The organism is Desulfosporosinus sp. I2, from assembly GCF_000960765.1.
In the GTDB taxonomy this organism is placed as follows: domain Bacteria; phylum Bacillota; class Desulfitobacteriia; order Desulfitobacteriales; family Desulfitobacteriaceae; genus Desulfosporosinus.
In genome coordinates this window covers 1-25,291 of sequence record NZ_JYNH01000065.1, presented here as the reverse complement: position 1 = coordinate 25,291, position 25,291 = coordinate 1, and the positions used below count along the sequence as shown (strand labels likewise).

At 41.3% G+C, this 25,291-nt stretch carries 21 protein-coding genes; 16 read left to right on the top strand and 5 right to left on the bottom strand.

From position 1 onward, the window contains the following. From UF75_RS14880 to cls, 5 genes are all read left to right on the top strand, one after another. Nucleotides 1-408, top strand: a 408-nt coding sequence (locus UF75_RS14880; protein ID WP_045575385.1) for a C-terminal helicase domain-containing protein, incomplete at its 5' end; no start/stop codon positions are given. Nucleotides 409-495: 87 nt separating this feature from the next. Continuing rightward, nucleotides 496-1,284: an MBL fold metallo-hydrolase gene (locus UF75_RS14875; RefSeq protein WP_242860246.1), complete on the top strand. Its 789-nt coding sequence runs from the start codon at nucleotides 496-498 to the stop codon at nucleotides 1,282-1,284. Nucleotides 1,285-1,374: 90 nt separating this feature from the next. Then, nucleotides 1,375-2,256 (top strand): MoxR family ATPase, encoded by an 882-nt coding sequence (locus UF75_RS14870; protein ID WP_045575384.1) that lies wholly within the window; start codon nucleotides 1,375-1,377, stop codon nucleotides 2,254-2,256. 81 nt (nucleotides 2,257-2,337) lie between these two features. Beyond that, a complete protein-coding gene (locus UF75_RS14865; RefSeq protein WP_045575383.1) occupies nucleotides 2,338-3,696 on the top strand; it encodes a VWA domain-containing protein in 1,359 nt (452 codons plus the stop codon). Between the two features lie 14 nt (nucleotides 3,697-3,710). Continuing rightward, the gene (gene cls / locus UF75_RS14860; protein ID WP_348983061.1) at nucleotides 3,711-5,147 is read left to right on the top strand and encodes a cardiolipin synthase; all 1,437 of its coding nucleotides are present in this window, start codon (nucleotides 3,711-3,713) and stop codon (nucleotides 5,145-5,147) included. 112 nt (nucleotides 5,148-5,259) lie between these two features. On the opposite strand, the gene UF75_RS14855 is transcribed toward cls, so the two are convergent. The 5 genes from UF75_RS14855 to UF75_RS30125 are packed head-to-tail and all read right to left on the bottom strand — an operon-like array spanning nucleotide 5,260 to nucleotide 10,261. Beyond that, complete coding sequence (locus UF75_RS14855) at nucleotides 5,260-6,042, bottom strand: acyl-CoA dehydratase activase (protein WP_156146462.1); 783 nt, start codon at nucleotides 6,040-6,042, stop codon at nucleotides 5,260-5,262. A 16-nt stretch (nucleotides 6,043-6,058) separates the two neighbouring features. Next, nucleotides 6,059-7,321, bottom strand: a complete 1,263-nt coding sequence (locus UF75_RS14850; protein WP_045575380.1) for a 2-hydroxyacyl-CoA dehydratase family protein — start codon at nucleotides 7,319-7,321, stop codon at nucleotides 6,059-6,061. A 3-nt stretch (nucleotides 7,322-7,324) separates the two neighbouring features. Next, on the bottom strand, nucleotides 7,325-8,473 hold the full coding sequence (locus tag UF75_RS14845; protein ID WP_045575379.1) for a 2-hydroxyacyl-CoA dehydratase family protein: 1,149 nt from the start codon (nucleotides 8,471-8,473) through the stop codon (nucleotides 7,325-7,327). A 17-nt stretch (nucleotides 8,474-8,490) separates the two neighbouring features. Then, nucleotides 8,491-9,870, bottom strand: a complete 1,380-nt coding sequence (locus tag UF75_RS14840) for a long-chain fatty acid--CoA ligase (RefSeq protein ID WP_242860245.1) — start codon at nucleotides 9,868-9,870, stop codon at nucleotides 8,491-8,493. After that, on the bottom strand, nucleotides 9,863-10,261 hold the full coding sequence (locus tag UF75_RS30125; RefSeq protein ID WP_242860244.1) for an AMP-binding protein: 399 nt from the start codon (nucleotides 10,259-10,261) through the stop codon (nucleotides 9,863-9,865). The genes UF75_RS14840 and UF75_RS30125 overlap by 8 nt, the downstream gene beginning before the upstream one ends. Nucleotides 10,262-10,542: 281 nt before the next feature. Here UF75_RS30125 and UF75_RS14835 point away from each other — a divergent pair, with 281 nt between their 5' ends. The 11 genes from UF75_RS14835 to UF75_RS14785 form a co-directional block, all read left to right on the top strand. Further along, complete coding sequence (locus UF75_RS14835) at nucleotides 10,543-10,929, top strand: desulfoferrodoxin (protein WP_045575378.1); 387 nt, start codon at nucleotides 10,543-10,545, stop codon at nucleotides 10,927-10,929. 131 nt (nucleotides 10,930-11,060) lie between these two features. Then, nucleotides 11,061-11,954: an NAD(P)-dependent oxidoreductase gene (locus UF75_RS14830; RefSeq protein ID WP_045575377.1), complete on the top strand. Its 894-nt coding sequence runs from the start codon at nucleotides 11,061-11,063 to the stop codon at nucleotides 11,952-11,954. Nucleotides 11,955-12,597: 643 nt separating this feature from the next. Beyond that, on the top strand, nucleotides 12,598-13,839 hold the full coding sequence (locus tag UF75_RS14825) for a CoB--CoM heterodisulfide reductase iron-sulfur subunit A family protein (protein ID WP_045575376.1): 1,242 nt from the start codon (nucleotides 12,598-12,600) through the stop codon (nucleotides 13,837-13,839). Nucleotides 13,840-13,843: 4 nt separating this feature from the next. Beyond that, nucleotides 13,844-16,066, top strand: a complete 2,223-nt coding sequence (locus tag UF75_RS14820; RefSeq protein ID WP_045575375.1) for a hydrogenase iron-sulfur subunit — start codon at nucleotides 13,844-13,846, stop codon at nucleotides 16,064-16,066. A 75-nt stretch (nucleotides 16,067-16,141) separates the two neighbouring features. Next, entirely contained in the window at nucleotides 16,142-17,308 is a 1,167-nt protein-coding gene (locus UF75_RS14815; RefSeq protein WP_045575374.1) for a (Fe-S)-binding protein, read from the top strand. 182 nt (nucleotides 17,309-17,490) lie between these two features. Then, the gene (gene sat / locus UF75_RS14810; protein ID WP_045575373.1) at nucleotides 17,491-18,660 is read left to right on the top strand and encodes a sulfate adenylyltransferase; all 1,170 of its coding nucleotides are present in this window, start codon (nucleotides 17,491-17,493) and stop codon (nucleotides 18,658-18,660) included. A gap of 83 nt (nucleotides 18,661-18,743) precedes the next feature. Further along, complete coding sequence (gene aprB, locus UF75_RS14805; RefSeq protein ID WP_045575372.1) at nucleotides 18,744-19,181, top strand: adenylyl-sulfate reductase subunit beta; 438 nt, start codon at nucleotides 18,744-18,746, stop codon at nucleotides 19,179-19,181. 36 nt (nucleotides 19,182-19,217) lie between these two features. Next, the gene (aprA, locus tag UF75_RS14800; protein ID WP_045575371.1) at nucleotides 19,218-21,107 is read left to right on the top strand and encodes an adenylyl-sulfate reductase subunit alpha; all 1,890 of its coding nucleotides are present in this window, start codon (nucleotides 19,218-19,220) and stop codon (nucleotides 21,105-21,107) included. Between the two features lie 275 nt (nucleotides 21,108-21,382). Next, nucleotides 21,383-21,724: a YlbF family regulator gene (locus UF75_RS14795; protein WP_045575370.1), complete on the top strand. Its 342-nt coding sequence runs from the start codon at nucleotides 21,383-21,385 to the stop codon at nucleotides 21,722-21,724. Between the two features lie 1,005 nt (nucleotides 21,725-22,729). After that, nucleotides 22,730-24,559, top strand: coding sequence for a SulP family inorganic anion transporter (locus tag UF75_RS14790; RefSeq protein WP_052693294.1), 1,830 nt, complete (start codon nucleotides 22,730-22,732; stop codon nucleotides 24,557-24,559). Between the two features lie 347 nt (nucleotides 24,560-24,906). Next, on the top strand, nucleotides 24,907-25,291 hold a 385-nt coding region (locus UF75_RS14785; RefSeq protein ID WP_045575369.1), incomplete at its 3' end, for a hypothetical protein.

Genomic DNA, 25,291 nt, shown 5'->3' with positions numbered 1-25,291 from the left:
TTGATTTTTATTAATAAAAGCGAAGAAATCGAAAAAATGGTAGAAAACCTTAAATACCATGGCTTGGAAGCAGACGGAATTTATGGAGGTGCCAATAAGTCCGAACGAAAAAAGGCAATGGATGACTTCAGGAGCGGTAAAAGCACTTTATTAGTAGCTTCAGATCTGGCTGCAAGAGGATTAGACATCAAAGGGATTAGTCATATTTTTAATCTCGATCTACCTGAAGATCCGCAACTTTATCTTCATCGAGTGGGGAGGACTGGGAGAGCGGGAGAACATGGGATCGCTATATCTGTTGTCAACGCCAAAGAAGTTTCCTATTTGAAAAAGCTTGAAAGCACCTTCGAAATTAAAATTAGTCCAAAAGAGATGATTCAGGGCAAGATCATTGGGACCAGGAAATAGTTGAGAGTATTTATTATTGAACTTCTATTCAGACATAGTATAATTAGTAAAAATGGAAGAAAGGCCAAAGAGATGAGGTTTTCTTGAATGACGTTACTACAAACTTCAGGTTGCCTTAGGATAGATAGAGCGCGAGAAGTAAGGATCTTTAACAGTAAAGTACAAATGATGGGAACAACGCTCAATGTGTATGCATACATAGTGGACGGTATGCTCATCGATAGTGGTCCACATCGAATGAGGAAAGGAATCGAGTATTTCTGCACTCAGAATCGGCTGGATAAAATTGTCCATACCCATTTCCATGAAGATCATACTGGAAATACCGGATATCTGATGAGAAAACTTCGGATTCCTGCTTATATACATGCGAATTCGATTGACATTTGCCAAGAAAAGGGGATTATCCCGGTTTACAGATTGGTTTTTTGGGGGAACAGAAGGGGTTTCACAGCAGAGGCTCTGCCAAGCATTATTGAGAATGATCATTCCACCTTTAAGGTAATTCACACTCCAGGACATACTCAGGATCACGTTGTATTTCTTGACAAAGAGGAAGGTCAGTTATTTAGTGGAGACCTTTTTGTTCATCCCAAGACACGAGTTACGCGGCGGACCGAAAACATACCGCTTCTTATGGAATCTTTACGCAAACTATTGCAGGAAAGCTTTGCTACAGTCTATTGTGCTCATGCCGGGAAAATTTCGGATGGATACAATTTAGTGAAGCAAAAGCTTGCTCACCTAGAAGACTTGCAGGATCAGGTTTTAACTCGTTTTAATAAAGGGCTTGGCATTAAAATGATTGTTCAGGAAATCTTTCCTCAAACTCCAACAATCGCCTACTATAGTTTCGGCGAATTTTTCTTCGTATAATTTAGTGCGTTCGCTCATTGAAGATAAGGTCAGTGACAACCTTAATCGCTTGTGATTAAGACTTTTCAGGATGTGGAGGAATTTTGAGTTATGCAGACTTCTCCTTTGGATTTAGCTCGAGTGCTTGAAGAAGAAGGATATCTTATCGATCAAGAAGCAGCCACCACGTTGTTCCTCGCTTTAGCTTTAGAAAAACCCTGTCTGATTGAAGGTCCTGCTGGGGTGGGAAAGACACAATTAGCTTTGGCTTTAGCGCGTGCTCAAAAACGAAAATTAATTCGCTTACAATGTTATGAAGGATTGGACATAAGTAAGGCGTTGTACGATTGGAATTATGCTAAACAGCTCTTACGCTTACAGCTAGCCAAGACTGAAGATTGGAATGACATAAAAGCAGATCTATTCTCCGAAGAGTTTTTACTCTCACGTCCCCTTCTCGAGTCCATTCTTTCAGCAGAACCGGTGTTACTGTTGATTGACGAACTTGATAAAAGTGATGAAGAGTTCGAAAGTTTCCTCTTAGAACTCCTTGCAGAAGGTCAGGTTTCGATCCCTGAACTGGGAACTCTCACGTCAAAGTCAAAACCCATGGTTATCTTAACCAGTAATAATTCTCGTGACTTTAGTGATGCACTTAGGAGACGGTGTATCCATCTTTATTTAACATATCCTTCATTAGAACGAGAAATTTCGATTTTAAACTCGCATGCTCCAGAGTTATCCAAACGATTGCTTCAAGATGTTTGTGAATTTGTAGCCAAGGTAAGGAGGTTGCCTCTACAAAAGCTTCCTAGTGTTTCAGAAACCATCGATTTTGCCCAGGCCTTGAATACACTTCAAAGAGAGGAATTAAACTATGGAAACCTCATGGGGACTCTCAGTGTGTTACTGAAATATCCGAAGGACATTGCTAAGCTGGAAGAACGACTTAAAAAATGGGAAACGGAAGCTCTACAACGACGCGAACAATAAGTTTATTGCTTTAAAAAAATTCCCAAGACTCTCGCCTCGTACCTCGAACATCGAACCTCGCTAAAGTAAGGGATGGAATCTATGGATGGTTGGGTTTTAATTAGGTTAGTAGATGCCTTGAGGCAAGTTTCTATATTAATTTCCTCGCAGGATATTTATGATGCCCAAACCTGTCTAGTTCGATATCCAGATTTGTCTGCCAAACTAATACTTAAATCACTATTTATTCATCAGCTTCAAGATGATTCTGTCTTCGAAACGGTCTGGAGGGTCATTGTAGGAAATTCAGAATCTGACGCTCAGGGGTATCTGCAGGATCTAGCTTCAAAAAATGAGATAGGGGATAATTCGGATGGTCGGGGAATCGGAGGACAAGGAGTAGGTCGAGGTTCTGGAGGGATCAGCCTTACTGCACAAGGAAATATCGAGGATCTTTCCCAACGTTCCAACTTGATTCCTATTTCCCGAATGGAAGAGTTAGCAGGAAGTGGGGCAGAATTTGAAGAGATGGTCCAATCGATTTTAGCTGACCTTGATTATTACACTTGGATTAATTCCTTTGATTTAGCCTTCCAGCGTGGTGCTCTTTCTGACGATGAATGGCATTGTCACCAAAACACTCGGACCTCTATCGTGCGTGAAATTCGCCAGCAGTTATTGATGCTCCAAGTTAAGCTTGATAACAGCTGGGAACCACTTGTTCGGCAGCACTGGTTGTACAAGCCGTTAAGTTCATTATCTGAAGATGAAAAGGAACTTGTGAAGTCAAGTATTCGAAAATGGGCGAGAAAATTAGCGATAAGACCTGGTTCTCGTTGGAAATCCTATTACAAAGGGACGATTGATATTGCGAAAATTGTACGTCAAAGCGTTCAGTGGGATGGACGACTATTCCATCTAAGCTATCGAGCTAGAATTCCCCGTGCTCCCGAACTAGTAGTACTTTGTGATGTCTCAAATTCTATGGCGTCATTTGTTGAATTTTTGATTTATCTAGTGACGTGTCTTAGAGCTCGCTTTCGAAAAATACGGGTATTCTTTTTTATCGACTCAGTATGGGAAGTCACGGACTTTATTTGGGATAATGATCTAAGTGAAGTAAAACAAGAAATTAGAAGCTGGGGTCATAAGGTAAGCTCGGGGTTTTCTGATTATGGAGCGGTGTTTAAAGAACTGGCAGAGAACATACTACATGAAGTATCATCACGAGCCATCCTTATTGTATTGGGAGATGGTAAAAACAACTATCGTCCTAATCAATCGGAATATATTGCACAAATTTCTGAAAAAATACGTAATGTCTTCTGGTTAAATCCATTAGACTCTAAGTTGTGGAATGAGCCTGATAATGTGATCAAAGAGTATCAAAAGTATTGCTCGAAGGTCTATCGGTGCAGTTCTGCTAGTGACTTGCAAAGAGTAGCAAAGGCTGTTTTTTAAAGGAGGCTAAGTTTATTTCTATTTTCTTTGCGACTATCAGCTTAATTACTCTACTGCAACTCGTTTTTTTAGGTTCCGTAATTTTCTTAGAAAATAGAGACCCGACCAGAACTATAACTTGGCTTCTAATTTTAGGGGCCTTGCCGGTTTTGGGTGCTTTACTTTATCTTTTGTTTGGACGGGTTGTACGTAAACGCCGATTGTCACGTCACAAACAAGTGAGACTGGAGCAAACCGAGGAAATTATGGTAGACAGGCAGATTAGACCGAGTGCAGAAGACGTTGACCAAGTAGGGGATAGCCCAATGAACAAGAAATTGTCTCGACTTTTACTGAACGATGCTAATGCGCCCTTGACCCTCAATAATCGTTCCGAAGTGCTCACTAATGGGAAAAAGACGTTTAGAGCCTTATTTTCGGCAATAGAAAACGCTAAGGATCACATACATCTCGAATATTATATTTTTCATAATGATGCGATTGGAGGAGATATCCTTAACCTTTTGGTGCGTAAAGCTTCAGAAGGGGTCACGGTACGCGTCTTAGTGGATGGGTTAGGAAACCGGTCCTTGGAGAAACGCTTCGGAGAGTTAAGGAGAGCGGGGGTTGAGACGGCAGGGTTCTATCCAGTCCGCTTTCCGTTCTTATCGAAAAGGCTTAATCTACGCAATCATCGTAAGATTGTTGTAGTCGATGGTCGGGTGGGCTTTCTGGGAGGACTAAATGTTGGGGATGAATATTTATCACGTAACAAGAAAATCGGATTTTGGCGGGATACTTTCCTGAAGCTGGAAGGGGATTCAGTAAATTTTTTGCAAACTGTTTTTTTGAATGATTGGAATGTCGTGACCGAGGAAGATATTAAGGGTCCATTGTACTATCCCCAATCTCTGCAATTGGGATGTCAACTTACCCAAATTGCGGCCACAGGTCCCGATTCGGATTGGGGATCTATGTTACAAATCTTCTTTGTGGCCTTGACGAGTGCAGAGAAAACGATCTATATTGAAACCCCCTATTTTATTCCGGATGAAGGGTCGGTCATGGCCTTGAAGACCGCTGCACTCAGTGGTTTAGACGTCAGAATTATTCTCCAAGGAGTTCCGGATCACAAGCTCACCTATTGGGCTTCACATTCCTATATTGAAGAATTATTAGAATCTGGTGTTAGAATCTACCGTTACACTAAGGGGGTTCTCCATGCCAAAGTCATGATTCTCGATAGCGAAATAGGTGTGGTAGGGTCGACGAATTTTGATATCCGAAGTTTTAGCTTGAATTTTGAAATTAGTGCTTTTATCTATGAAAGTGCCTTTGCACATCGCCTAGAACAAGACTTTTATCAGGATCTTAGCGATAGTCAAGAAATCGAGTTGGAGGAGTATAAATTACGGCCCTTGTCAATCCGAATTAAAGAATCAAGTGCCCGTTTGTTTTCTCCGCTCTTATAAAGGCCTCCTAATGTAGAATTTAAAGCTACAATAGGAGGCCTTTATAGTGCAGAAAGGGATAAGAGTATATATAACCCAGTCACTGAATTGGAAGCAAAAGTAGTAAGATGCTTTAAACTTTATTCATTTCACGAGCAAGTAATGCTGCACCCAAAGCGGCAGTAATAACCGGCTCCTGGGATACAAGTAGTGGATATCCAAGCTGCTTGGCCAGGGCATTAACTACGCCCTGGTTGTGGGCTACTCCTCCAGTAAAGACGATATCAGGCTCTAATCCGATCTTGCGAGTCATCGAAGCTACCCGGTTGGCGACTGAGTCACAGACACCTGCAAGAATGTCTGATTTCGGAGTCCCCGCAGAAACCTGAGAAATGACTTCGGATTCCGCAAAAACTGTACAAAAGGAGGAGATTTTGGTTGGATTCTTTGAGGAGGAGACAATTTCTCCAATTTCCTGCCATTCTACTTCTAGGGCAGAGGCCATAACTTCTAAAAACCGACCTGTGCCGGCGGCACATTTATCATTCATGGCAAAGTCAGCGACTTTACCGTTAGAAAGTAATTTTATGACTTTACTGTCTTGTCCGCCGATGTCAATGACGGTACGAGCAGTTGGAAAAAGATGATGAATCCCTTTGGCTTGACAAGTAATTTCCGAAACTTCACGATCCGCCGGAAAGGTAACCCGTCCATAACCGGTTGCGACGGTGGAGCGGACATCTTGTTCTTTTAGACCCGATTCTGTAAGAAGTTGTTCTTTCAGACGGTTGGCAACGTCTCGACCACTATAACCTGCCCTAGTTTTCATTTGCCCGATAATTTCGAGATGATTATTAAGGAGGACTACTTTAACAGTTAAAGAGCCAATATCTACACCTATAAAATACGATTGCATACTATTTCCCCCTCGATTATGTAAGGTCATCAAAGGTTTCTAGGAAAGCCTGAACTCGATTGCGGACGGGCTCTTCGGCATACGCTCTGGGATCGGCCATGTCTGCTTCGATCATTAGACCAGGAACCCCTGTTTCGCGCATTACTTTTCTACGGATCACTTCTTGAACTAACGAATAAGGCTTACAAGAGCGATTGGAATGCATAACGAAACCATGGGCCTTATAATCCCTAATTTGGTTAATCAATTGATTGGCTCTGTACTCGGGAGAGCGATTGAGAAAAACCTCAGTATAAGTCGCTGCTAAGCTTTCCATAGGAGTACCTGGAGCATGATCAGCAGCCCATCCTCCGCTGTAGGTGTCTGTAACAAAACATGCCCCTTTTTCAGCAAACAGCTTGTAGAAGCTAAATAATTGAGGCCAGATCGCGATGTTATCCCAAACTAAGCGAATGCGCTCATTGTTGACAGCCCCTTGGCCAAGCTTTACTCGTTCCTTGACTTCTGCTTCTAGCTTGCGATAATAATTAATTCCTTCTTGTGAACCTCTCAGAACCACGATGGGAGCCATGTGGATAAAGAGATCAGGTGCATTAAGAGGGGAGGGGCTGGCCTGACAATACTGGCGGGTTTCTTTCCAGAGTGAGGTAATTTCGGCGCTCCGGCGCATCTGCTCGGCTAAGCTTTGCTGATTTAGTTTCCGACCGGTTATTTTCTCCAAATCGACAGCCATAGCGTTTAATTGCTCCAAGACATACTCTTTAGCCTGTGGGGTCAATTCTCCCGTTAGAAACGGAGTATCTAAAACTAATAATGGAACGTTAAAATGACGCGCTAAAACTTCATACCACTTAAGCACAGTTCCACAGATATTATTACAAGCGACTAAAAGGTCGGGCTTCGGCATCCCTCCCAAGGGAGCCAGGTCTGGTCTCAGGACTCCTCCAATATTTGAACGGGCATAGGAACATAGGTCCTGGGAATAACCAGCTGTTTCAGCGACCTCACACAAACTTACAGTTGCTTGGCGCGCGCTGTAAATAGCAGCATATTGTTCTGGATAAGCCGAGTGAATTTTAAATGCGCGCAGGAGTTCGACCGGGGCACCACTAGTAACCCAAGCCAAGGGACGACGCAAGGGTTTACCCCAGTAGCGATGATAATTAGTGATAGCATAATAACGTCCCATAGTTTTTTGAAGCGCTTTGGTGCTTACCAGTGGACGGTAATTGCGTTTTTTCGCATGTTCATTGTGCTTTGTGCTTTGGGCATCGGGCATTGATCACCCCTCCTTTGACAATTCGGGAGCTTCGCTTAAGCTTTCTATGAAGGCTTGGAGTCTTGTTCGTTCCTGCCCACCCACATTCGCCCCTTCAAGTTCCAGCGTTAGCGTGCGAATTCCGTTATTACGGAAAGTCTCTGCTAGTGTAACTGCATCCCATGCATGAGGTTCGCAGTATTTTCGTATGACGATAATGGCACCTTGAGCATCTCGTTGTTTGGCAAGCCCGCTCAGATAGGAGATTCGTTCATTTAGACTTCGGTTTTTACACGGACAGGAGGGCATTCCGGAGTAACGCTTTATTATGTCTGACAGAGGATCACCGGACTCAGTCAGGGTGTGACCAGAATAGTGACGATACCCAGAACAAGTGTCATCAGCAACGACTCTTCCTCCTAAATCTTCAATCATAGTAAAAAGGCTATCATTTTCTAACACAGCGCTAGTAATTAGAAGTTTCGCACGTGTATGAGGTGTGACAGCCATATCCTTTAGGGCGGGTAGACATTGCTCAAGCGCTTTAACATAATCTGCACGCGGCATTAGCTGTCCTGCTCTGAGGATGGCAAACACTAAAGGAGAAGGAAGGTTAGGTCTCAGTGTATCAAGTTCGGTCACCAAGTTACGGGTGTGCGCACATAACAGCAAAGCATCTTGTAAGGCTTGCTGAGTTATATCCTGCTGAGTTAGGGCTGTTAGTTCTTTGATAAGATTATTTAGTTCAGACTGGTAGTAACGTGAGGCCCCTTGGGCCGTTAACATGACTGGTGGGACTATATCTATCGTCTTACTGTGGCCGCTCGCAGCCCAAATCCCACTCAGACATTGCATTGTATCACAGGTATGGGTAAATCCGATCCCGACTAGGTCTTGCCATTGCTCACGGATTTCCATGTCCAGTGTTCCTCGAGCCAATGAGCAGCTATAGGCTGGAAGTTCAGCCGGAGTTGAGTTTTCGGAATCAGGAAAAAGGCGAAGGGGGTCAAGACCAGCCGCTAGAATAAGTTCTTCTGGGAAATAGGAACAAAAATAACCAAAAAACTTCCGTTCAGGGTAACGATGGAAGCGTTCCGCTCCCTTAAGCGTTGACTCTTCAAGAAGTAGATCCAATAATTCGTTGGGATCGGAATGCGTATCAATTTTAGTCATTAAGGGACTCCTCTCATTTAGCCTTTAAAGGATTGCCCAGGGGTGAATTCAGACTGTTGCTGGGTTCCTGTGTGGGAAGGATTGGCAGGAATGCCTGGGTCTTCTTCACGCAAGGAGCGTTTTAATATTTTTCCAATGGCTGTCATAGGAAGTTCGGAGCGTATCTCAACTTGTCGGGGTACTTTATAAGGGAGGAGATGTTGTCGACAAAACGTGATGATAGCTTGTTCTTCAACTGTTTCCCCTTCTCTTAACGTGATAAAAGCCTTGACTCGTTCTCCCTTGTAATCATCAGGTTGTCCAATGACGCAGGCTTCTTTTACAGCTGGGTGCTGATAGAGGATATCTTCGATTTCACGTGGATAAACATTGAACCCTCCAGTTATAATCATATCTTTTTTACGGTCGACAATATAGAAATAGCCGTCTTCGTCCATGTAACCCAGATCTCCGGTGTAGAGCCAACCATTACGTATTGAAGAAGCGGTCTCTTCGGGAAGGTTGTAGTACCCAAGCATAATGTCGGGACCCTTAAGTACAATTTCTCCGACTTCTAGGGTCGGGAGGTCGATTTCTCCTGTTTCAAGATCTCTAATCCGCATCACGACATCCGCAAAAGGGATACCAATACTGCCTGTTTTGTTGATCCCCCGATAGGGATTAGCACAGAGCGCAGTCACCGCTTCAGTAAGGCCATACCCTTCCATGAGTTTGCTGTTGGTCAGTTCTTCAAACTGCCGTTTGACCTCTGGGGCTAATGGAGCTGCGCCAACAAAACAACCGCGCAGGGAGGTTAGATTAAAGCGTGTCAAACGTGGGTGGTTAATGAGACCAATATACATTGTGGGCACTCCTGCAAATAGTGTTGGTTGATAGCGGTGTATCCCTTTGAGAATATCATCCACATTAAAACGCGGTATAAGAACGCAGGAAGCACCAGAAATCAAGGGTGCATTCATACAAACAGACATTCCAAAGCCATGAAATATCGGAAGGACGGTCAGTAAACGATCGTCTTTACCCATTTGGACCCAAGCGGCTCCTTGGGTAGCATTGGCGACTAAGGCAGCGTGAGAAAGCATGACCCCTTTAGGTTTGCCAGTGGTTCCTCCAGTATAGATCAGCAAAGCTTCATCTTGGTGAAAATCGAATTCTTTTGAAATTGAAGGGGTTGGTTCACGATCGAGTAAGGATTTTAACCAAATACATTGTGCCAAGCGAGATTTAGCCTCGGGTGATAACTTGCGGGTCAATGGATAAAGGGTCTTAATAGGATAAGGCATAAATTCATTAAGGGAGGTGTAAAAAGTATGTTCGAGAAGATGAGGCTCACCTAAGTTATGGCAGGTTTCTCGGACGTTTTCCAATCGTCCGGCTAGGAGATCGAGACTAATCACAGCCCGGATCTTCCCATCTCGAAAAAATATGTAGTAATTCGGGTTCTGTACTTAAAGGATTGACAGGTACGACCACTCCTCCAATACTCAATATGGCATAATAACTTATCACATATTGTGGACAGTTTGGTAGTAGAAGGGCAACGCGGTCCCCTTGATGCAGGCCAAGTTCCTCAAGTGAAGTAGCTAAGATGTTAACAAAGCGTCCTAATTTCTCATAGCTAATCACTTTTCCGAAAAAAATTAAGGCGCTAGCCTTTGGGTGATTTTTAACACTACGGCGAAATAATTCATCCAGAGTGGTTTCAGGGTACTTTAGTGTAATAGGTACTTCAGAATCGTAGTGTTTTATCCAAGGAACATATGTGTTGTTGGTCGCTGCTTTGTTCATTAACTTGCCCTCCTTATGTAAAAAACCCCACCTGAATTCAGCTTCATAATAGTATTATAGTCAAAATAATGAGCAGCGTATAGATAGTAATGTAAATATTCTGTAAAATCAAACTATAATGGTCGATTACCACTACGAGGTCACTCTGGTTCCTGATAAAGATACTTTTGTGTCTACGGTTAGTTTTAATTATAATAAAAGAATATTTATAAGGAGGAAATTTCATAAATCTGGAGAATACTAAATAGAGTAACAAAAATTGATATAATGGGGGCATATCTATGACAAAACTTAGAGAACTTTATGTCTGTCGTATTTGTGGTAATGTTGTTGAGGTCGTTAATCCTGGTGCAACTGCCTTAGTCTGCTGTAATAAACCCATGGATAAACTGGAGGCAGGGGTTAAGGATGCCAGTCTGGAAAAACATGTACCTGTTATCGAGAAAATGAGTGAAGGAATTAAAGTGAAGGTCGGTAGTGTAGCACATCCAATGGAGGAAAAGCATTTTATACAATTTATCGAAGTCCTGACCAAGGAGCAGGTTCTTAGAGCTGAACTTGCGCCTAACCAGGCACCGGAGGCTGACTTTTTACTCAATAAATCTGACGAGGTCATAGAGGTTAGAGAATATTGTAATGTTCACGGTCTTTGGAAAGCTAATGTATAATTTATGTAGGTTAATCTAGATAGGCAGGACTGTGTCCTGCCTATCCTCTGTACATGAGCAAGTAAAAGTAATAAACCAACCACCAATTAGTGAACTCATTCAACTAAAGTTAAAAATGGGGGTTTTAAATTATGTTGCTAACCAAGGAAAATACGACCATTGGTTTTGTGGGTACTGGAGTTATGGGTAGGAGTATAGTTAGTCATATACTAAAAGCCGGTTATAAAGTGGCAATTTATAACCGTACAAAAGCAAGTGCCGAAGAATTAATTCATATGGGTGCGTTATGGCATGATACAGTCGCCGATTTAGCCGCTCAAAGTAACGTGATTATTTCAATGGTAGGTTATCCCAAAGATGTTGAAGAAGTATATTTTGGATCAAATGGAATCATTAGTAACGCAAAATGTGGAACATATTTAGTGGATATGACAACCTCATCTCCTGACTTGGCAAAGAAAATTTATGAAGAGTCTAAAGCTAAAGGAATGTACGCTTTAGATGCTCCAGTATCAGGTGGAGATATTGGTGCTAAAGAAGCACGTTTAGCGATTATGGTGGGCGGGGATGAAGAGGTCTTCAATACAATAGAATCAATTTTTAAAATTGTGGGCAAAAATATTATTTTACAAGGAAGGGCAGGGTCCGGTCAACATACAAAGATGTGTAACCAAATTGCGATTGCTTCCAATATGATTGGGGTTTGTGAAGCGATGGCTTATGCCCAAAAGTCTGGTTTAGATCCAGAAATGGTTTTAAAAAGTATCGAATCGGGTGCTGCTGGGAGTTTTTCGTTAACTAATTTGGCTCCGCGCATGCTTGCAAACAATTTCGCACCAGGCTTTTATGTTAAACATTTTATTAAGGATATGACGATTGCTCTAGAAGCTGCTGAAAAAATGGATTTGATGACCCCAGGGTTAAAACTAGCTAAATCTCTGTATGATCAATTGGCTGAACAAGGGGAAGAAAACAGTGGAACGCAAGTATTATATAAATTGTATTTGCAAAGAGAAAAGCTGTAAACTGTTAGGCTAAAAAGCTAGGCTAAAAAGCGCTGTGTCGCGTCTAACTCTAGTAGAACCTTTTATTGATTTTGTATACTCTATTCAGAATTACTATGGTCAAACTTATAGATGCTTTAAATATAGCTATAAAATTCATTGAGTTATTTAGCTATGTAATAAATGTAAGCTTACCCAATTTGCAGAAATGGTGGCAGAGATATAGGTCTACCATAGATTGGTGACAATTCCCCAGTAAAACCCACATCCTTAACCATGATATGAGCAAATTGATAAACTCAAATTATCCATTCATTTGGAGTTAGAAAAGGACAACCAGAGAATCCGACCATAAGATATACTGATGATGGCATATTGACTTAATATGCCATCAGTGCTAATCTAATTTTAAGAAGATTGACGGAATACTTTGTGCAAATAGTTACGTTTCATAAAGGTAACCCATACTATTAGGACAGTTATTTTTTTGTTCTAGTATGTGAAAGAAATCATATTCCCTTATTCAGTTTCCGAAAATTCTAAGAAAGCAAATTCCTCTATATAATATGTAGAAGGAATGCTATAAGGTTGGTTCAAGGTAATCCTCGTTCCAACTGCCTCGGTGAACACCGAGAGTTTATTGACATATAAGGGAGGTAGAAGGATGGCGCATAAGAGTATTTTAGTAGTCGGAGGAGGAGTAAGCGGACTTACAGCCGCTATTGAAGCTTCCGAAGTAGGAAACGAGGTCTATCTGGTCGAACAAAAATCTTACCTTGGTGGTAGGGTGGCCCAGATGAACCAGTATTTCCCTAAGTTGTGCCCCCCGAACTGCGGGTTGGAAATTAATTTTAAACGGATCAAGCAGAATCCCCGGATCAAATTCTTCACGTTAGCCGAGATTGAAAAGATTGAAGGCGTAGAAGGGGATTTTACAGTCACTATTAAATCAAATCCCCGTTATGTAAAACAGAACTGTACAGCCTGCGGGAAGTGCACGGAAGTTTGTCCGGTCGAAAGGGCAAATGAGTTTAATTACGGATTGGATAAAACTAAGGCAATTTACAAAGCCCATGAGTTTGCTTTCCCAATGAAGTATGTCATTGATGAAAAGGCTTGTTTGGGTGCGGAATGCGCAAAGTGCGTTAGTGTCTGCCAATATGATGCCATTGAACTTGATATGGCGCCTAAAAGCTTTAAGTTGAATGTTGGTTCTATCGTATGGGCAACAGGCTGGGAACCATATGATGCCAAGCGGATTGACTATTATGGTTATGGAAAGCATCAAAATGTTATTACCAATGTGATTATGGAGAGATTAGCAGCCTCTAATGGTCCTACGGCTGGCAAGATTGTTCGCCCGTCGGATGGCAAAGAGGTTAAAACTATTGCCTTTGTTCAGTGCGCTGGTTCCCGTGACGAAAATCATCTGCCTTATTGTTCTGGAGTTTGCTGTATGGCCTCACTTAAACAAGCAACCTATATCAAAGCAAAGAATCCGGATTCTAAGGTTTATATGTTTTATATTGATGTTAGGGCAATGGGTAAACACGAAGATTTTTACTCTAAAGTTCAAGGTGATATCACCATGATTAAAGGAAAAGTTGGCGAGATCTCAGAGGATCCACTGACGAAAGATTTAGTCGTTCAAGTTGAGAATCAATTAACCGGGGAGATCATGAAAGAAACCGTTGACATGGTTGTACTGGCGACAGGAATGGTACCGGCTACTTCGAATGTACCGGATGCTATAGCTTGTGATGAGGATGGTTTTGTTGTTCCTAATCCTGAACAACTAGGGATTTATGGCGCTGGTTGCGTTAAGAAGCCGTTGGATGTTTCCTCATCGGTTAAAGATTCTACTTCTGCAGCGCTTAAGGCCATTCAATCTACGGTGAGGAGGTAGCCCAATGGATAAAAAAACAGGTGTTTATATCTGTACTGGCTGTAGTATCGGAGAATCTCTTAATATAGAGAGCCTGTCCAAGGTTGCCACCAAGGAAGGCAAGGTTCCGGTTTGTAAAACACATCCCTTTCTCTGTGGAGCAGAAGGGGTTGCCCTAATAAAGAGTGATATTGAGGGTGAGGGCGTTAATACAGTTCTTATAGCTGCCTGCTCACCACGTGTTAATTATGATGCTTTTGAATTTGATCCTTTAGTGATTATGGAGAGGATAAATCTTAGAGAACAGGTCATTTGGAGTCAACCAGCCAATGACGAAGATACCCAGATGATGGCAGAGGATTATCTAAGAATGGGTCTTGCCAAAGTGAAGCATATCGATCTACCTGTGCCTTATCAAGGTGAAAATATGGTCAAAACCTTATTGGTAGTAGGCGGAGGTTTGACAGGTATGACAGCGGCGTTAGAAGCTGCAAATGCTGGGTACAAAGCAGTTTTAGTAGAGAAAAGCCCAGCTCTTGGTGGCTGGATGAATGGCTTGTTTAAACAAGCTCCTCGAAAGGCCCCTTTTACAACACCTGAAGAGGTTGATATCGCTGAGTGGGTCAAACAAGTTGAAGCTCACCCAGATGTTACAGTGTATACTAGCGCTGAGATACTTGAGATTGCTGGTGCACCAGGTATGTTTGATGCATCTATTAGCCAAAATGGTGCAACTGTTAAGGAAAGAGTCGGTTCCGTTGTTCTTGCTACAGGTGCAGTGCCTTATGATCCTACCAAGCTAGATTATCTTGGTTATGGAAAATATGAAAATGTTATCACTGCACAAAAAATGGAAGAGTTAGCTTCCAAGGGTAAAATCGTTCGTCCTGACGGCAAAGAAGTGCAGAGTATTGCCTTTATTCAATGTGCTGGGTCGCGCGATCAGGAACACTTGCCTTATTGCTCTGCTACGTGCTGTGTGGAGTCTTTAAAACAAGCGACTTACCTAAAAGAACAAAATCCAGAAGCAAATGTCTTTATTTTCTACAAAGACATGCGAGCATCGGGTCAGTATGAACGTCTGTATCAACAAGTGCAAAAAGATGGAGGTATTTTCGTCAGAGGAGAAATTAATGGTATCACCGAAGATGGCGAAAAGAATCTGCTTATTGAAGCAACCGATGTTATGTCTGGGGCAACGATTACTACTGAAGGTGTAGATATGGTAGTTTTGGCTAATGGTATGGTTCCTACCACAGCTTTTGGAGAGGACATAGCGGCCAAGGCTGATACTGAAGAAGACTGTAAAGAGGATGATGGTCCTAAGCCAGAATTTATTCGCAAGTCGAATCTTCTTAATCTGGCCTATCGCCAAGGTCCAGAGATGCCTACGTTAAAATATGGTTATGCAGATTCCCATTTTATCTGCTTCCCTTATGAAACTCGCCGTACAGGTATTTATGCGGCTGGTAGTGTTAGAGCACCGATGGATGAGTTATCCTCAGTCGAAGATGCTACTGGAGCAGCGTTAAAGGCTATTCAATGTATGGAATCAAGTGCGCAAGGCGTGGCTGTACACCCTCGTGTAGGTGATATGTCTTTCCCGGATTTTGCAATGTCAAGATGTACCCAATGCAAACGCTGTACAGTAGAATGTCCCTTCGGCGCTATCAATGAAGATGATAAATTCAATCCGTTGCCAAATCCTACCCGCTGTCGTCGATGTGGAATCTGCATGGGTGCCTGCCCTGAACGGATTATTTCCTTCAAAAACTACTCTGTACCCATGATTGGGAACCTTATTAAGTCAATCGAAGTCCCTGATGAAGATGAAGAAAAACCAAGAATTCTCATTTTCGCTTGTGAAAATGATGCTTACCCAGCTTTGGATATGGCAGGTATTAATCGGCTCAAATATAATGCATGGGTTCGCGTTATCCCACTAAGATGCTTGGGCTCATTGAGCTTAGTTTGGATTGCCGATTCAATGTCACAAGGAATTGATGGAATCTTTCTTCTTGGATGCAAGCATGGCGATGATTATCAGTGCCACTTCATCAAAGGCAGTGAGTTGGCCGAAATCAGGTTATCTAAAGTGTCAGAAACCTTAGACAGGCTGGATCTGGACTCTGATCGAGTGCGAATGGATCAAGTCTCCATCACGGATTACGACAAGATACCTGGTATGTTAGATGACTTCGCAAAGAGACTTGATGAACTCGGCCCTAACCCCTACAAAGGGTTCTAAGTCGATACACCTCCTAATTAAGCCTTAAACTCCGGGTGGGAGGTATGTCCCATTAGATAGCAAAGGAGCATTATAATGGATGAAATAAAAGAAGTATCTCTGGAGATGAGAGAATATATTATTTCTTCAGGAGCAGAAACGCTCAACTGGTGTATGCAGTGCGGTCTCTGTACCAATCTATGTCCTTATCGACAGGTTACCGGCGAATTAAGCGAAGCATTTAACATCCGAAAGATGCAACGTCAAGGGCAGCTCGGTCTAGAAGGCTTTGATGATGAAGAAGTACTATTTGCTTGTGTCACGTGCGGAATGTGTCAGTCAAACTGTCCTAGAAGTGTAGAAATTATTCAAAATGTACGTTCCATGCGTAATACTATAGTTGGAGCTGGTATCTTGCCAGGACATCTACGTCCAGTAGCAGGGAGTCTTCACGCTAACGGTAACCCATGGACAGGACCTCAAGAGAAGAGAGCCGACTGGCTTGAAGGACTTAATGTTCCAGCTTACACAGAAGATATGGAGTATCTGCTCTTTGTCTGCTGCACTTCTTGCTATGATAAGCGTAGCCAAAAGATTGCTAAAAGCGTTGTAGAACTCTTACAAAAAGCTGGAGTAAACTTTGGAGTTTTAACGGCTGAAGAGAACTGCTGTGGTGAGACCATTCGTAAGATCGGCGATGAGGAACTATTTACAAAACTAGCCGAATCAAATATTAAGTTGTTCAACGGAAAAGGCGTCAAGAAAATTATTACGACTTCCCCTCACTGCTTGTATGCTTTCAAAAAGGATTACCCTGAACTGGGCGGGGAATATGAAGTTATGCACTATTCCGAACTGCTAGGTGATCTTTTGAAAGACGGAAAGCTTTCTTTACCTGGGGAACAAGCTAAAAAAGTTACATTCCATGATCCTTGTTATTTAGGACGACACAATTTGGTTTATGATGCTCCAAGGGAACTTCTCCAAGCAGTTCCTGGGGTAGAATTCGTCGAATTGGATCGAGCTAAGAATAAAAGTCTTTGCTGCTCTGGCGGAGGCGGACGGATTTGGGCGGAAGTACCCTTTGGAGAGCGCTTCGGTGAATTGCGGATTAATGATGCTGTGAAGCAAAATGCGGATATTCTTGTTACAGCTTGCCCCTACTGCATTACGATGCTCGATGATGCTTGTGCAGGATTAGAAAAGGGCGATGTTTTAAAAGTTATGGAAATGTCTGAATTCCTTTGTGAATCGATTAAGTAGTTTCCACGAACGGCTATGGTGAAAATATCCCAAGCTTTTAGTGAAAGGGGGGATGCTAGAAACATTGTTTATGTAGTCTCTCGTCCAACAAGATTTGTTGATGGTGTACAAGATAAACAACCTGTTTCTATAGTAGACTCGCATTCATTATAAAATTAATTAAATTAAAGGAGGATAAGACGATGTCAAAACTAGTACCGCCGCATGGCGGAAAGTTAACACCGGTATTACTCCCGGAATCACAAAGAGCGGATGCTTTAGCAAAAGCTAAAACATTACCAGTGATTCGCATGACTTCAAGAGAAACTTCTGACCTATTAATGATTGGGATGGGTGCTTTTAGTCCATTAACAGGGTTTATGGACAAAGCTAATTATGAGAGTGTTGTAGCAACAAAACACTTAACGAATGGTTTAGCATGGCCACTTCCAATCACCTTGTCCGTTACTCCTGAACAGGCTGAAACTCTTAAAATTGGTATGGAAGTCGCTTTAGTAGATGATGAAACCGATACCTATTGTGGTATCCTCACGGTTAGTGATAAATATGAGTATGACAAAGTCAAAGAATGTAAAGCTGTCTTCTTTACAGATGATGCAGCACATGACGGCGTTGTCAAAGTTATGGCTCAAGGAAGCATTAATGTTGGCGGTAAGTTGGTAACCTTTAGTCAACTCGGCTATGCTTCTAAGTATGGCGATAAGTACGCTACCCCTGAACAAACTAGAGCGATCTTCGATGCCAAGGGATGGGCTACAGTTGCTGCTTTCCAAACGCGCAATCCGTTACATCGTTCCCATGAATTCTTATGCAAAATGGGAAATGAAGTCTGTGATGGCCTCTTTATCCATCCTATCGTAGGAAAACTTAAAGAAGGCGATATTCCTGCTGAAACACGTCTGGAATGTTACGAAGTTCTGTTAAAAAATTATTTTAATGAAAAAAATGTTGTCATGAAAGTATATCCGATGGAAATGCGTTATGCAGGACCCAGTGAAGCGATTCTTCACTCCATTTTCCGCCAAAACTTTGGTTGCAGCCACATTCTTGTTGGCCGTGATCATGCAGGTGTGGGCGACTACTATACTGCTTATCAAGCCCAAGAAATATTTGACACATTTAAACCAGGTGAACTTCTCTGTCAGCCTATTAGAGTGACAGCAGCTATGTTCTGTACAAAATGCGACGGTATGACTACAGAAAAAACCTGCCCACACGGTAAAGAAGATCACCTGAAAATTAGTGGCACAAAATTAAGAGCAATGTTAGCAGCGGGCGAACTCCCACCAAGCAATTTCAGTCGTCCAGAAGTCTTGAAAATCCTGCTCAAATATTACGCTTCTAAGAAGTAAGCTAACGTTGGTTGAAAATTAAACAAGAGAATAAAATTCTCTTGTTTAATTTCAAAAATATAAGAATGATGGAGGTTAAACGAATGCCAAGTTTTGTAATTGCAGAAAAGTGTGACGGATGTAAAGGGCAAGACAAAACAGCTTGCATGTATGCATGCCCAAATGACCTGATGATGTTAAACAAAGATGTAATGAAGGCTACAAACCTGGATCCTAGCCAATGCTGGGAGTGCCTATGCTGTGTTAAGGCTTGCCCTCAACAAGCCATGGACGTCCGCGGCTATGCTGACTTTGTTCCACTAGGTGCTTCAGTTACACCTCTTCGTAGCTCTGACAGCATTATGTGGACTGTAAAATTCCGTAATGGCATGACCAAACGCTTCAAATTCCCAATTCGTACTACCGAAGAAGGATCCGCAGTTCCTGATGCTGGTTATGCAATTACCACTGACATTAACAGTATCGAACTATATACCGAACCTGCTTCAATGCATATGCCAGTATGGACTTATAAGAAGTAAGCTCTTTGAATAAGTAAATAGGGAGGTTAAAATCAAATGCCAATGAACTTTGAAACAGTAGAAGTAACAACCGACCTTCTCATCATCGGAGGAGGAATGGGAGCCTGTGGCGCAGCTGTAGAATCAGCTTACTGGGCTAAGAAACATGGACTTAAAGTAACCTTAGTTGATAAAGCATCAATGCCACGTTCCGGTGCAGTTGGAATGGGATTGTCAGCTATTAACTTGTATGTAGGACTTGCTGAAGGCAATAACACGGTTCAAGATTATGTCAGATACGTAAAAACTGACATGATGGGGGTAGCCCGTGATGACTTAGTCGCTAACATTGCCCGTCACGTTGATAGCTCCGTCCATATGTTTGAAAAATGGGGACTTCCTTTATGGAAAGATGAAAATGGCGGATATGTTCACGAGGGTAAATGGCAACTGATGATCAGCGGAGAATCCTATAAAGTAATCGTTGCTGAAGCTGCTAAGAATGCTTTAGGTGAAGAAAATATCTATGAGAGAGTTTTCATCACTGAGCCACTGTTGAAAGATGGCAAATGCGTAGGAGCTGTTGGATTTAGCGTTCGTGAGAACAAAATCTATGTCTTCAAAGCAAAAGCTACACTATGTGCTATGGGTGGAACGGTTGGAGTATTCAAACCTAAATCCACGGGTGAAGGCGCTGGCCGTTCTTGGTATCCTCCGTTCTCCACAGGTTCTTCCGCATACTTCACGATGAAGGCCGGAGCAGAAATGACCTGTCAAGAAGTTCGTTTCGTACCAATTCGTTTTAAAGATGCTTATGGTCCAGTTGGAGCTTGGTTCTTACTCTTCAAATCACGTGCAACCAATGCATTAGGCGAAAACTATATGGAAACCCGTGCAGATGAATTGAAAAATTGGGGCAAATACGGATCAGCTAAACCGATCCCAGCCAATCTGCGTAATCACCTTGGCCTGTTAGACATCAAAGAAGGCAAAGGACCTCTCTACATGCGTACTGAGGAAGCTATCGCGAACCTGGCTAAAAAATATGAAGATGATGCTAAAGCGTTCAAGAAAAAGATGAAAGAGCTAGAGAATGAAGCATGGGAAGATTTCCTCGATATGACGATTGCTCAAGCCTTACTCTGGGCTGCTACTAACGTTGAGCCCGAAGCTAGGTCTTCTGAAATCGCGGCTACTGAGCCATACTTCATCAGTTCTCACTCTGGATCATCAGGAGCCTGGGTTTCTGGACCAGAAGACCTTTCCGCTGGATCAGACTATTTCTGGGGTTATGCTCAAATGACCACAGTACCTGCACTCTTTGCTGCTGGAGACGCTACCGGTGCTTGCCCTCACAAGTTCTCGTCAGGAACCCATGCTGAAGGTCGTATCGCTGCTAAATCAGCTATCAAGTATATCATAGAAAACAATACGCTGACAGAAGCTGATCCTGCAGTTATTGAAGCCGTGAAAGCAGAGATCGTCAAGCCTCTCGAAATCTTCGAAGCCAATAAAAACTTCAGCACAGATCCTGAAGTTAACCCCAACTACATTATGCCTAAGCAGTTCATGTATCGCTTACAAAAACTCATGGACGAGTATGTTGGTGGAGCTAACGTATTTTTCAACATGAACGAAGCTTCCTTGACTCGTGCAGCAGAATTGTTCGAATTCATCAAAGAGGACTCTCAAAAATTAGCTGCTAGAGATCTCTATGAACTGTTAAGAGCTTGGGAAAATAAACACAGATTATGGCAAGCTGAATCTCACCTTCGCGCCGTAACCTTCCGTGAAGAAACACGTTGGCCTGGATACTACTTCAGAACAGATAAGCCAACCCTTGACGAAGAGAACTGGCACTGCTTTGTTAACATGAAGTGGGATCCTAACACAAATGAATGGTCAGTCTTTAAAAAGCCTGTCATTGATATGTTTGGCGTTGAGTAATACTCAGGTAAATTCAGCTGGTGGGTTTATCCACATTAAGTGCTTTAGCCATATAGCTGATTGAGTGAGGGGATGGATGCAAATTCTCTGGGTGTCTCAGAATTTGTATTCATCCCCCATTTATGTTATCGTATCTTTGTTATACATAATTACTCAGCCTAAGTTGTTACTAAAATCTGCTAGTACCTCTTTTCTTTTCTGTCTGAGGTAACAAATTTACAAGGTTGATGACCTTAATTCTAAAAACTATTGAAATATTTAAGGAGGAACATGGAATGGATAAGGATATTATGCAAAAGAGTATTGACCTTGGTAAGGCAATTGCGCAAACAGACGTGTACAAAGAATTTAAGCAGGCAGAGTACGATCTTTTTAAAAATGTAGAAGCACGCAAGTTGGTAGAAGATCTGCAAAAACTTAAACAAGAACATCATGGTAAGATAATGGCTGGTATAGAATTGACTAAAGAAGAACAGGAAACACTTAAAGAATTAGAACAAACATGCATACGAAATCGTCAAGTGTTGTCTTCTAACAATGCTAACACAAGGTTTCAGGAGTTCATGGAGCAGATATCTGGAAATATAAAAACTGGGATTAAGAGCGTCGACAATTAATGGTGATTAGACATAACTAATTTCCAGATTACCCCCTCTTTGCTTGAGATCACAAGTTGGCCTCGAAGAGAAGCAAAGCCCTAGAGAATATAAGCACCTGATGAGCCATTGCGTCGGAGATGGTGCACTGAAAAAGAGAACCTCATCACCCACGAGTTTGGAAACGCTGATGAGTTAGTGTGTACCAATGATTCGATAGGTAAAATTGGTGAAGTATAAATATCATTCTTAAAAAAGAATGGCAATACATACACGCATTGACATTAGTCTTATTGCGTGTATTTGTGTTGCTATTTTTAATTTATCTGACAAGATTCTCATTAAATATTATAACTATAATAATTTTATATTATCAAAATAGCCTAAGAATGTGTCCATTTCTGAAAGAGTCTTCCACTAGTTGTTAGAATCCGATTTGGAAATACTCTATTAAAGGGTTATTCTCGCAAGATCTTGAGGCATTAACCATAAAAATTCTGAATAATGGAGCTAAAGAACCTCACATTAGCCAAAATGTGAATTTATATTGCTCTATATCCAAGATAAGTAACTTAGAAGTCATTAAACTTTGCTTAATAATAACTGACCCCCCCACAGTAGTGGACATCGGAGACATATTTCCCGCTTAAAACCTTTACGACAGCAGAGACCTACTCTGCTTATGCTGCATGAAAAGGGTAGCTAGATAATTAATAATTGCAGAATTTGAGTAATTTCGACACAAAAATTTCATTTATAAACAATATGACCATAGGATATAATGATTACGACTATATTGACTTGATATTATGTCAGTGTTAATCTTAGATTGTTGACAAGAAAGTAAATTACGATTTGTTTGCCACTTATTGCGATAACCTTGGAGTTAAAAACGATAGAAAAAGTTTGCTGGTTGGAGGGAGGTAAGTAAGTAAGTAAGTAGAAGCCAAAATCCGTTAAAGTCATTTTGATTGTATTATGAATACTTTTTTTTATAGACCCTTTAGTGAAAAAATTCTCTTTTACATGTTTATCCTGAAAGGTGGAATTTCTTTGCACTTAACACGATTTAAATACATACCTTTAATTGGAACTATTAAGAATTACAAAAAAGGATATGCAAGTAAAGACTTGATTGCCGCATTGACAGGGGCAGTTGTGGCAATTCCACAGTGTATGGCTTATGCGCTGATCGCAGGCCTTAACCCAGTTTATGGTCTATATACCGCTATAGTATCAGCTATTTTCGGCTCAGCATTCGGGAGTTCGAAACACCTGGTCACAGGACCTACAAATTCCTCAGCTCTACTCGTGGCCAGCGTCATGACAAGTTATATGGGGCACGATAACGCCTATCAAATCCTCTTTCTACTTACATTTCTGGTTGGCGCCTTGAAAATGCTCTTTGGTGTCCTTAAATTAGGTAAGCTGATCACGTACGTGTCCCATACTGTAATTCTCGGTTTCACTACTGGTGCGGGTGCCCTAATTGCGCTTGGACAATTAAACACACTCTTAAGCATACCTATTAAATATGCTGCACAAATGCCAACTACTGATAAATTATATTACGTTTTAACACATTTAAGCCAAACTAACTTTTATGCACTTGGGATAGGACTTATGACAGTTGCAATAATAGTGATTTGTAAAAGAATCAATAAGAACCTACCGGGGGCATTGATCGGGATTATAATTCCAATTATTTTCATTGTTCTTTTTTCTTTAGAAAAACAGGGCGTACAACTAACAGGTGATATTCCTACTTCTCTGCCGTCTTTTACAATGGTACAATTTAATCTAGGGACCATGAAGGAGCTTTTTAGCGGGGCTTTGTCTATCGCAATCATAGGATGCGTAGAAGCAATATCTAGCGCAAAAGCCATTTCCAACCTATCACGTCAAAAGATTGATGCAAATCAGGAATTCATAGGACAGGGTTTAGCAAATATAGCTTCATCATTCTTCCAGGGCTTTCCTGGATCCGGTTCTTTTACACGTACTGCAATAAATTATCACAGCGGAGCAGCTACAAGATTCGCTGGAATCATTTCAGGAGTAATAATGGCTATTGTCCTTTTATTCTTTGCCAGATTTGCGAAGTACATACCCAATGCGAGTCTTGCTGGGGTGATGATGGTTACTGCATACAACCTGATTAACACAAAAGAAATTATGAAGGTCGTTAATTTAGGTAAATTCAAATCGGATTCTCTTGCTATGTGGGTTACGTGTTTTGCTACAGTTTTGCTGCCAAACCTTTCATATGCAATTTATTTGGGAATTGGACTATCTATAGCCTTATACTTAAGAGATACAAACAAAGTACCGATCAAAATTCTTATCCCAACACAGGGAAGTGAATCTCAAATTATTGAAACAGAAATTCAAGTAGTAAAGGGAAAAGTAGATATACTAATTATCGAATTGCAAGGAAACCTTTACTTCGGCTCGTCAGAGGACCTAGAAGAAAAACTTGAGATGCTGGTAGATAAATCCAGAATCTTCATTTTAAGAATGAAGCATGTTGCAAGTATTGATATAACGTCACTGAACGCCTTAAAAATATTTAGTAGGTCTGTCAAAGAATCCGGTGGAAGTGTGATCGTAACTGGTGTAAGGTCGAATATCAACTCGATTCTTATGAAATCAAATTTTGATCAAGATATTGGTGTTGACAACAAATTCATGTTGTCTGAGAATGAAACTTTTGCTACTTCTTCTAAAGATCTAGAAAGAGCAAGAGCTGTCCTTAACTGTGAAAACGTCGATAACGTGGAGAAGTCTAAGACGTGTAATTTACTTGAATCTGTTACAAATTTGAATGGGGAAACTAAAAACGTCATCTCGTTCTAAACTATTTATTTGGCTTATGAAACTTCAACCGAACTGTAGAACATTAACAATTAATGTGGTTATATTAAAGACGTCTCTATAGGGATACTGTTGTCGCAGTACCACTCTGTAGAGACGTCTTTATCTTTTCTCATTATAGTCATGAAATCCGTTCATAAAATAATTTCATTACGAACATATTGGCTTATTATAGACACTGTTTTAATACAATGCTAATCTAATCATAAATCGGTGAAATTTGTTCCACGCACACTTAAAAATGAAATAGTTGTCCTTAGTTTTAGTCTTTCGTAGCAGCTATTTTACACGTATAAGCTCTTAGTTTTTTGTGAAAGGGAGTATTTGTCATGACTAATTCCAATAAGGTTAAGGTGCTTCTTTACTCAGATGGGTCACAGCATTCTTTATCTGCTGCCGTTTATACTGCTACCCTAGTAAAGAGTTTGCCTAATCTAAAGGTAACCGTTGTGCAAGTACAAGAAAGTGGTGAAGGGTCTATTAGAGCAGAATCTAAACGGATTGAAGATAAGGATAAATGGCCGGATAGCCCTATCGCGGACTGGTTGAAACACTTGATCAATGAATCTGATTCGACCGACAAGAGTATGTATGACGAAATACTTGACAAGACTAATGGAATATTTTTCGAGAAAGGACTTAATGTTAATCACCAAGTATTATATTCTGATACCACTATTTCAAATACAGTTGATGTAATTCTAGATTATGCAA

Excerpts from the sequence above, each read along its gene's own strand:
- UF75_RS14825 (WP_045575376.1), top strand. The coding sequence starts at position 12,598 with ATGGCGCATAAGAGTATTTTAGTAGTCGGAGGAGGAGTAAGCGGACTT.
- UF75_RS14830 (WP_045575377.1), top strand. The coding sequence starts at position 11,061 with ATGTTGCTAACCAAGGAAAATACGACCATTGGTTTTGTGGGTACTGGA.
- UF75_RS14835 (WP_045575378.1), top strand. The coding sequence starts at position 10,543 with ATGACAAAACTTAGAGAACTTTATGTCTGTCGTATTTGTGGTAATGTT.
- UF75_RS14870 (WP_045575384.1), top strand. The coding sequence starts at position 1,375 with ATGCAGACTTCTCCTTTGGATTTAGCTCGAGTGCTTGAAGAAGAAGGA.
- sat (WP_045575373.1), top strand. The coding sequence starts at position 17,491 with ATGTCAAAACTAGTACCGCCGCATGGCGGAAAGTTAACACCGGTATTA.
- UF75_RS14820 (WP_045575375.1), top strand. The coding sequence starts at position 13,844 with ATGGATAAAAAAACAGGTGTTTATATCTGTACTGGCTGTAGTATCGGA.
- UF75_RS14845 (WP_045575379.1), bottom strand. The coding sequence starts at position 8,473 with ATGACTAAAATTGATACGCATTCCGATCCCAACGAATTATTGGATCTA.
- UF75_RS14875 (WP_242860246.1), top strand. The coding sequence starts at position 496 with ATGACGTTACTACAAACTTCAGGTTGCCTTAGGATAGATAGAGCGCGA.
- UF75_RS14855 (WP_156146462.1), bottom strand. The coding sequence starts at position 6,042 with ATGCAATCGTATTTTATAGGTGTAGATATTGGCTCTTTAACTGTTAAA.
- UF75_RS14790 (WP_052693294.1), top strand. The coding sequence starts at position 22,730 with ATGTTTATCCTGAAAGGTGGAATTTCTTTGCACTTAACACGATTTAAA.
- UF75_RS14865 (WP_045575383.1), top strand. The coding sequence starts at position 2,338 with ATGGATGGTTGGGTTTTAATTAGGTTAGTAGATGCCTTGAGGCAAGTT.
- UF75_RS14850 (WP_045575380.1), bottom strand. The coding sequence starts at position 7,321 with ATGCCCGATGCCCAAAGCACAAAGCACAATGAACATGCGAAAAAACGC.
- aprA (WP_045575371.1), top strand. The coding sequence starts at position 19,218 with ATGCCAATGAACTTTGAAACAGTAGAAGTAACAACCGACCTTCTCATC.
- UF75_RS14815 (WP_045575374.1), top strand. The coding sequence starts at position 16,142 with ATGGATGAAATAAAAGAAGTATCTCTGGAGATGAGAGAATATATTATT.
- UF75_RS14795 (WP_045575370.1), top strand. The coding sequence starts at position 21,383 with ATGGATAAGGATATTATGCAAAAGAGTATTGACCTTGGTAAGGCAATT.
- aprB (WP_045575372.1), top strand. The coding sequence starts at position 18,744 with ATGCCAAGTTTTGTAATTGCAGAAAAGTGTGACGGATGTAAAGGGCAA.
- UF75_RS30125 (WP_242860244.1), bottom strand. The coding sequence starts at position 10,261 with ATGAACAAAGCAGCGACCAACAACACATATGTTCCTTGGATAAAACAC.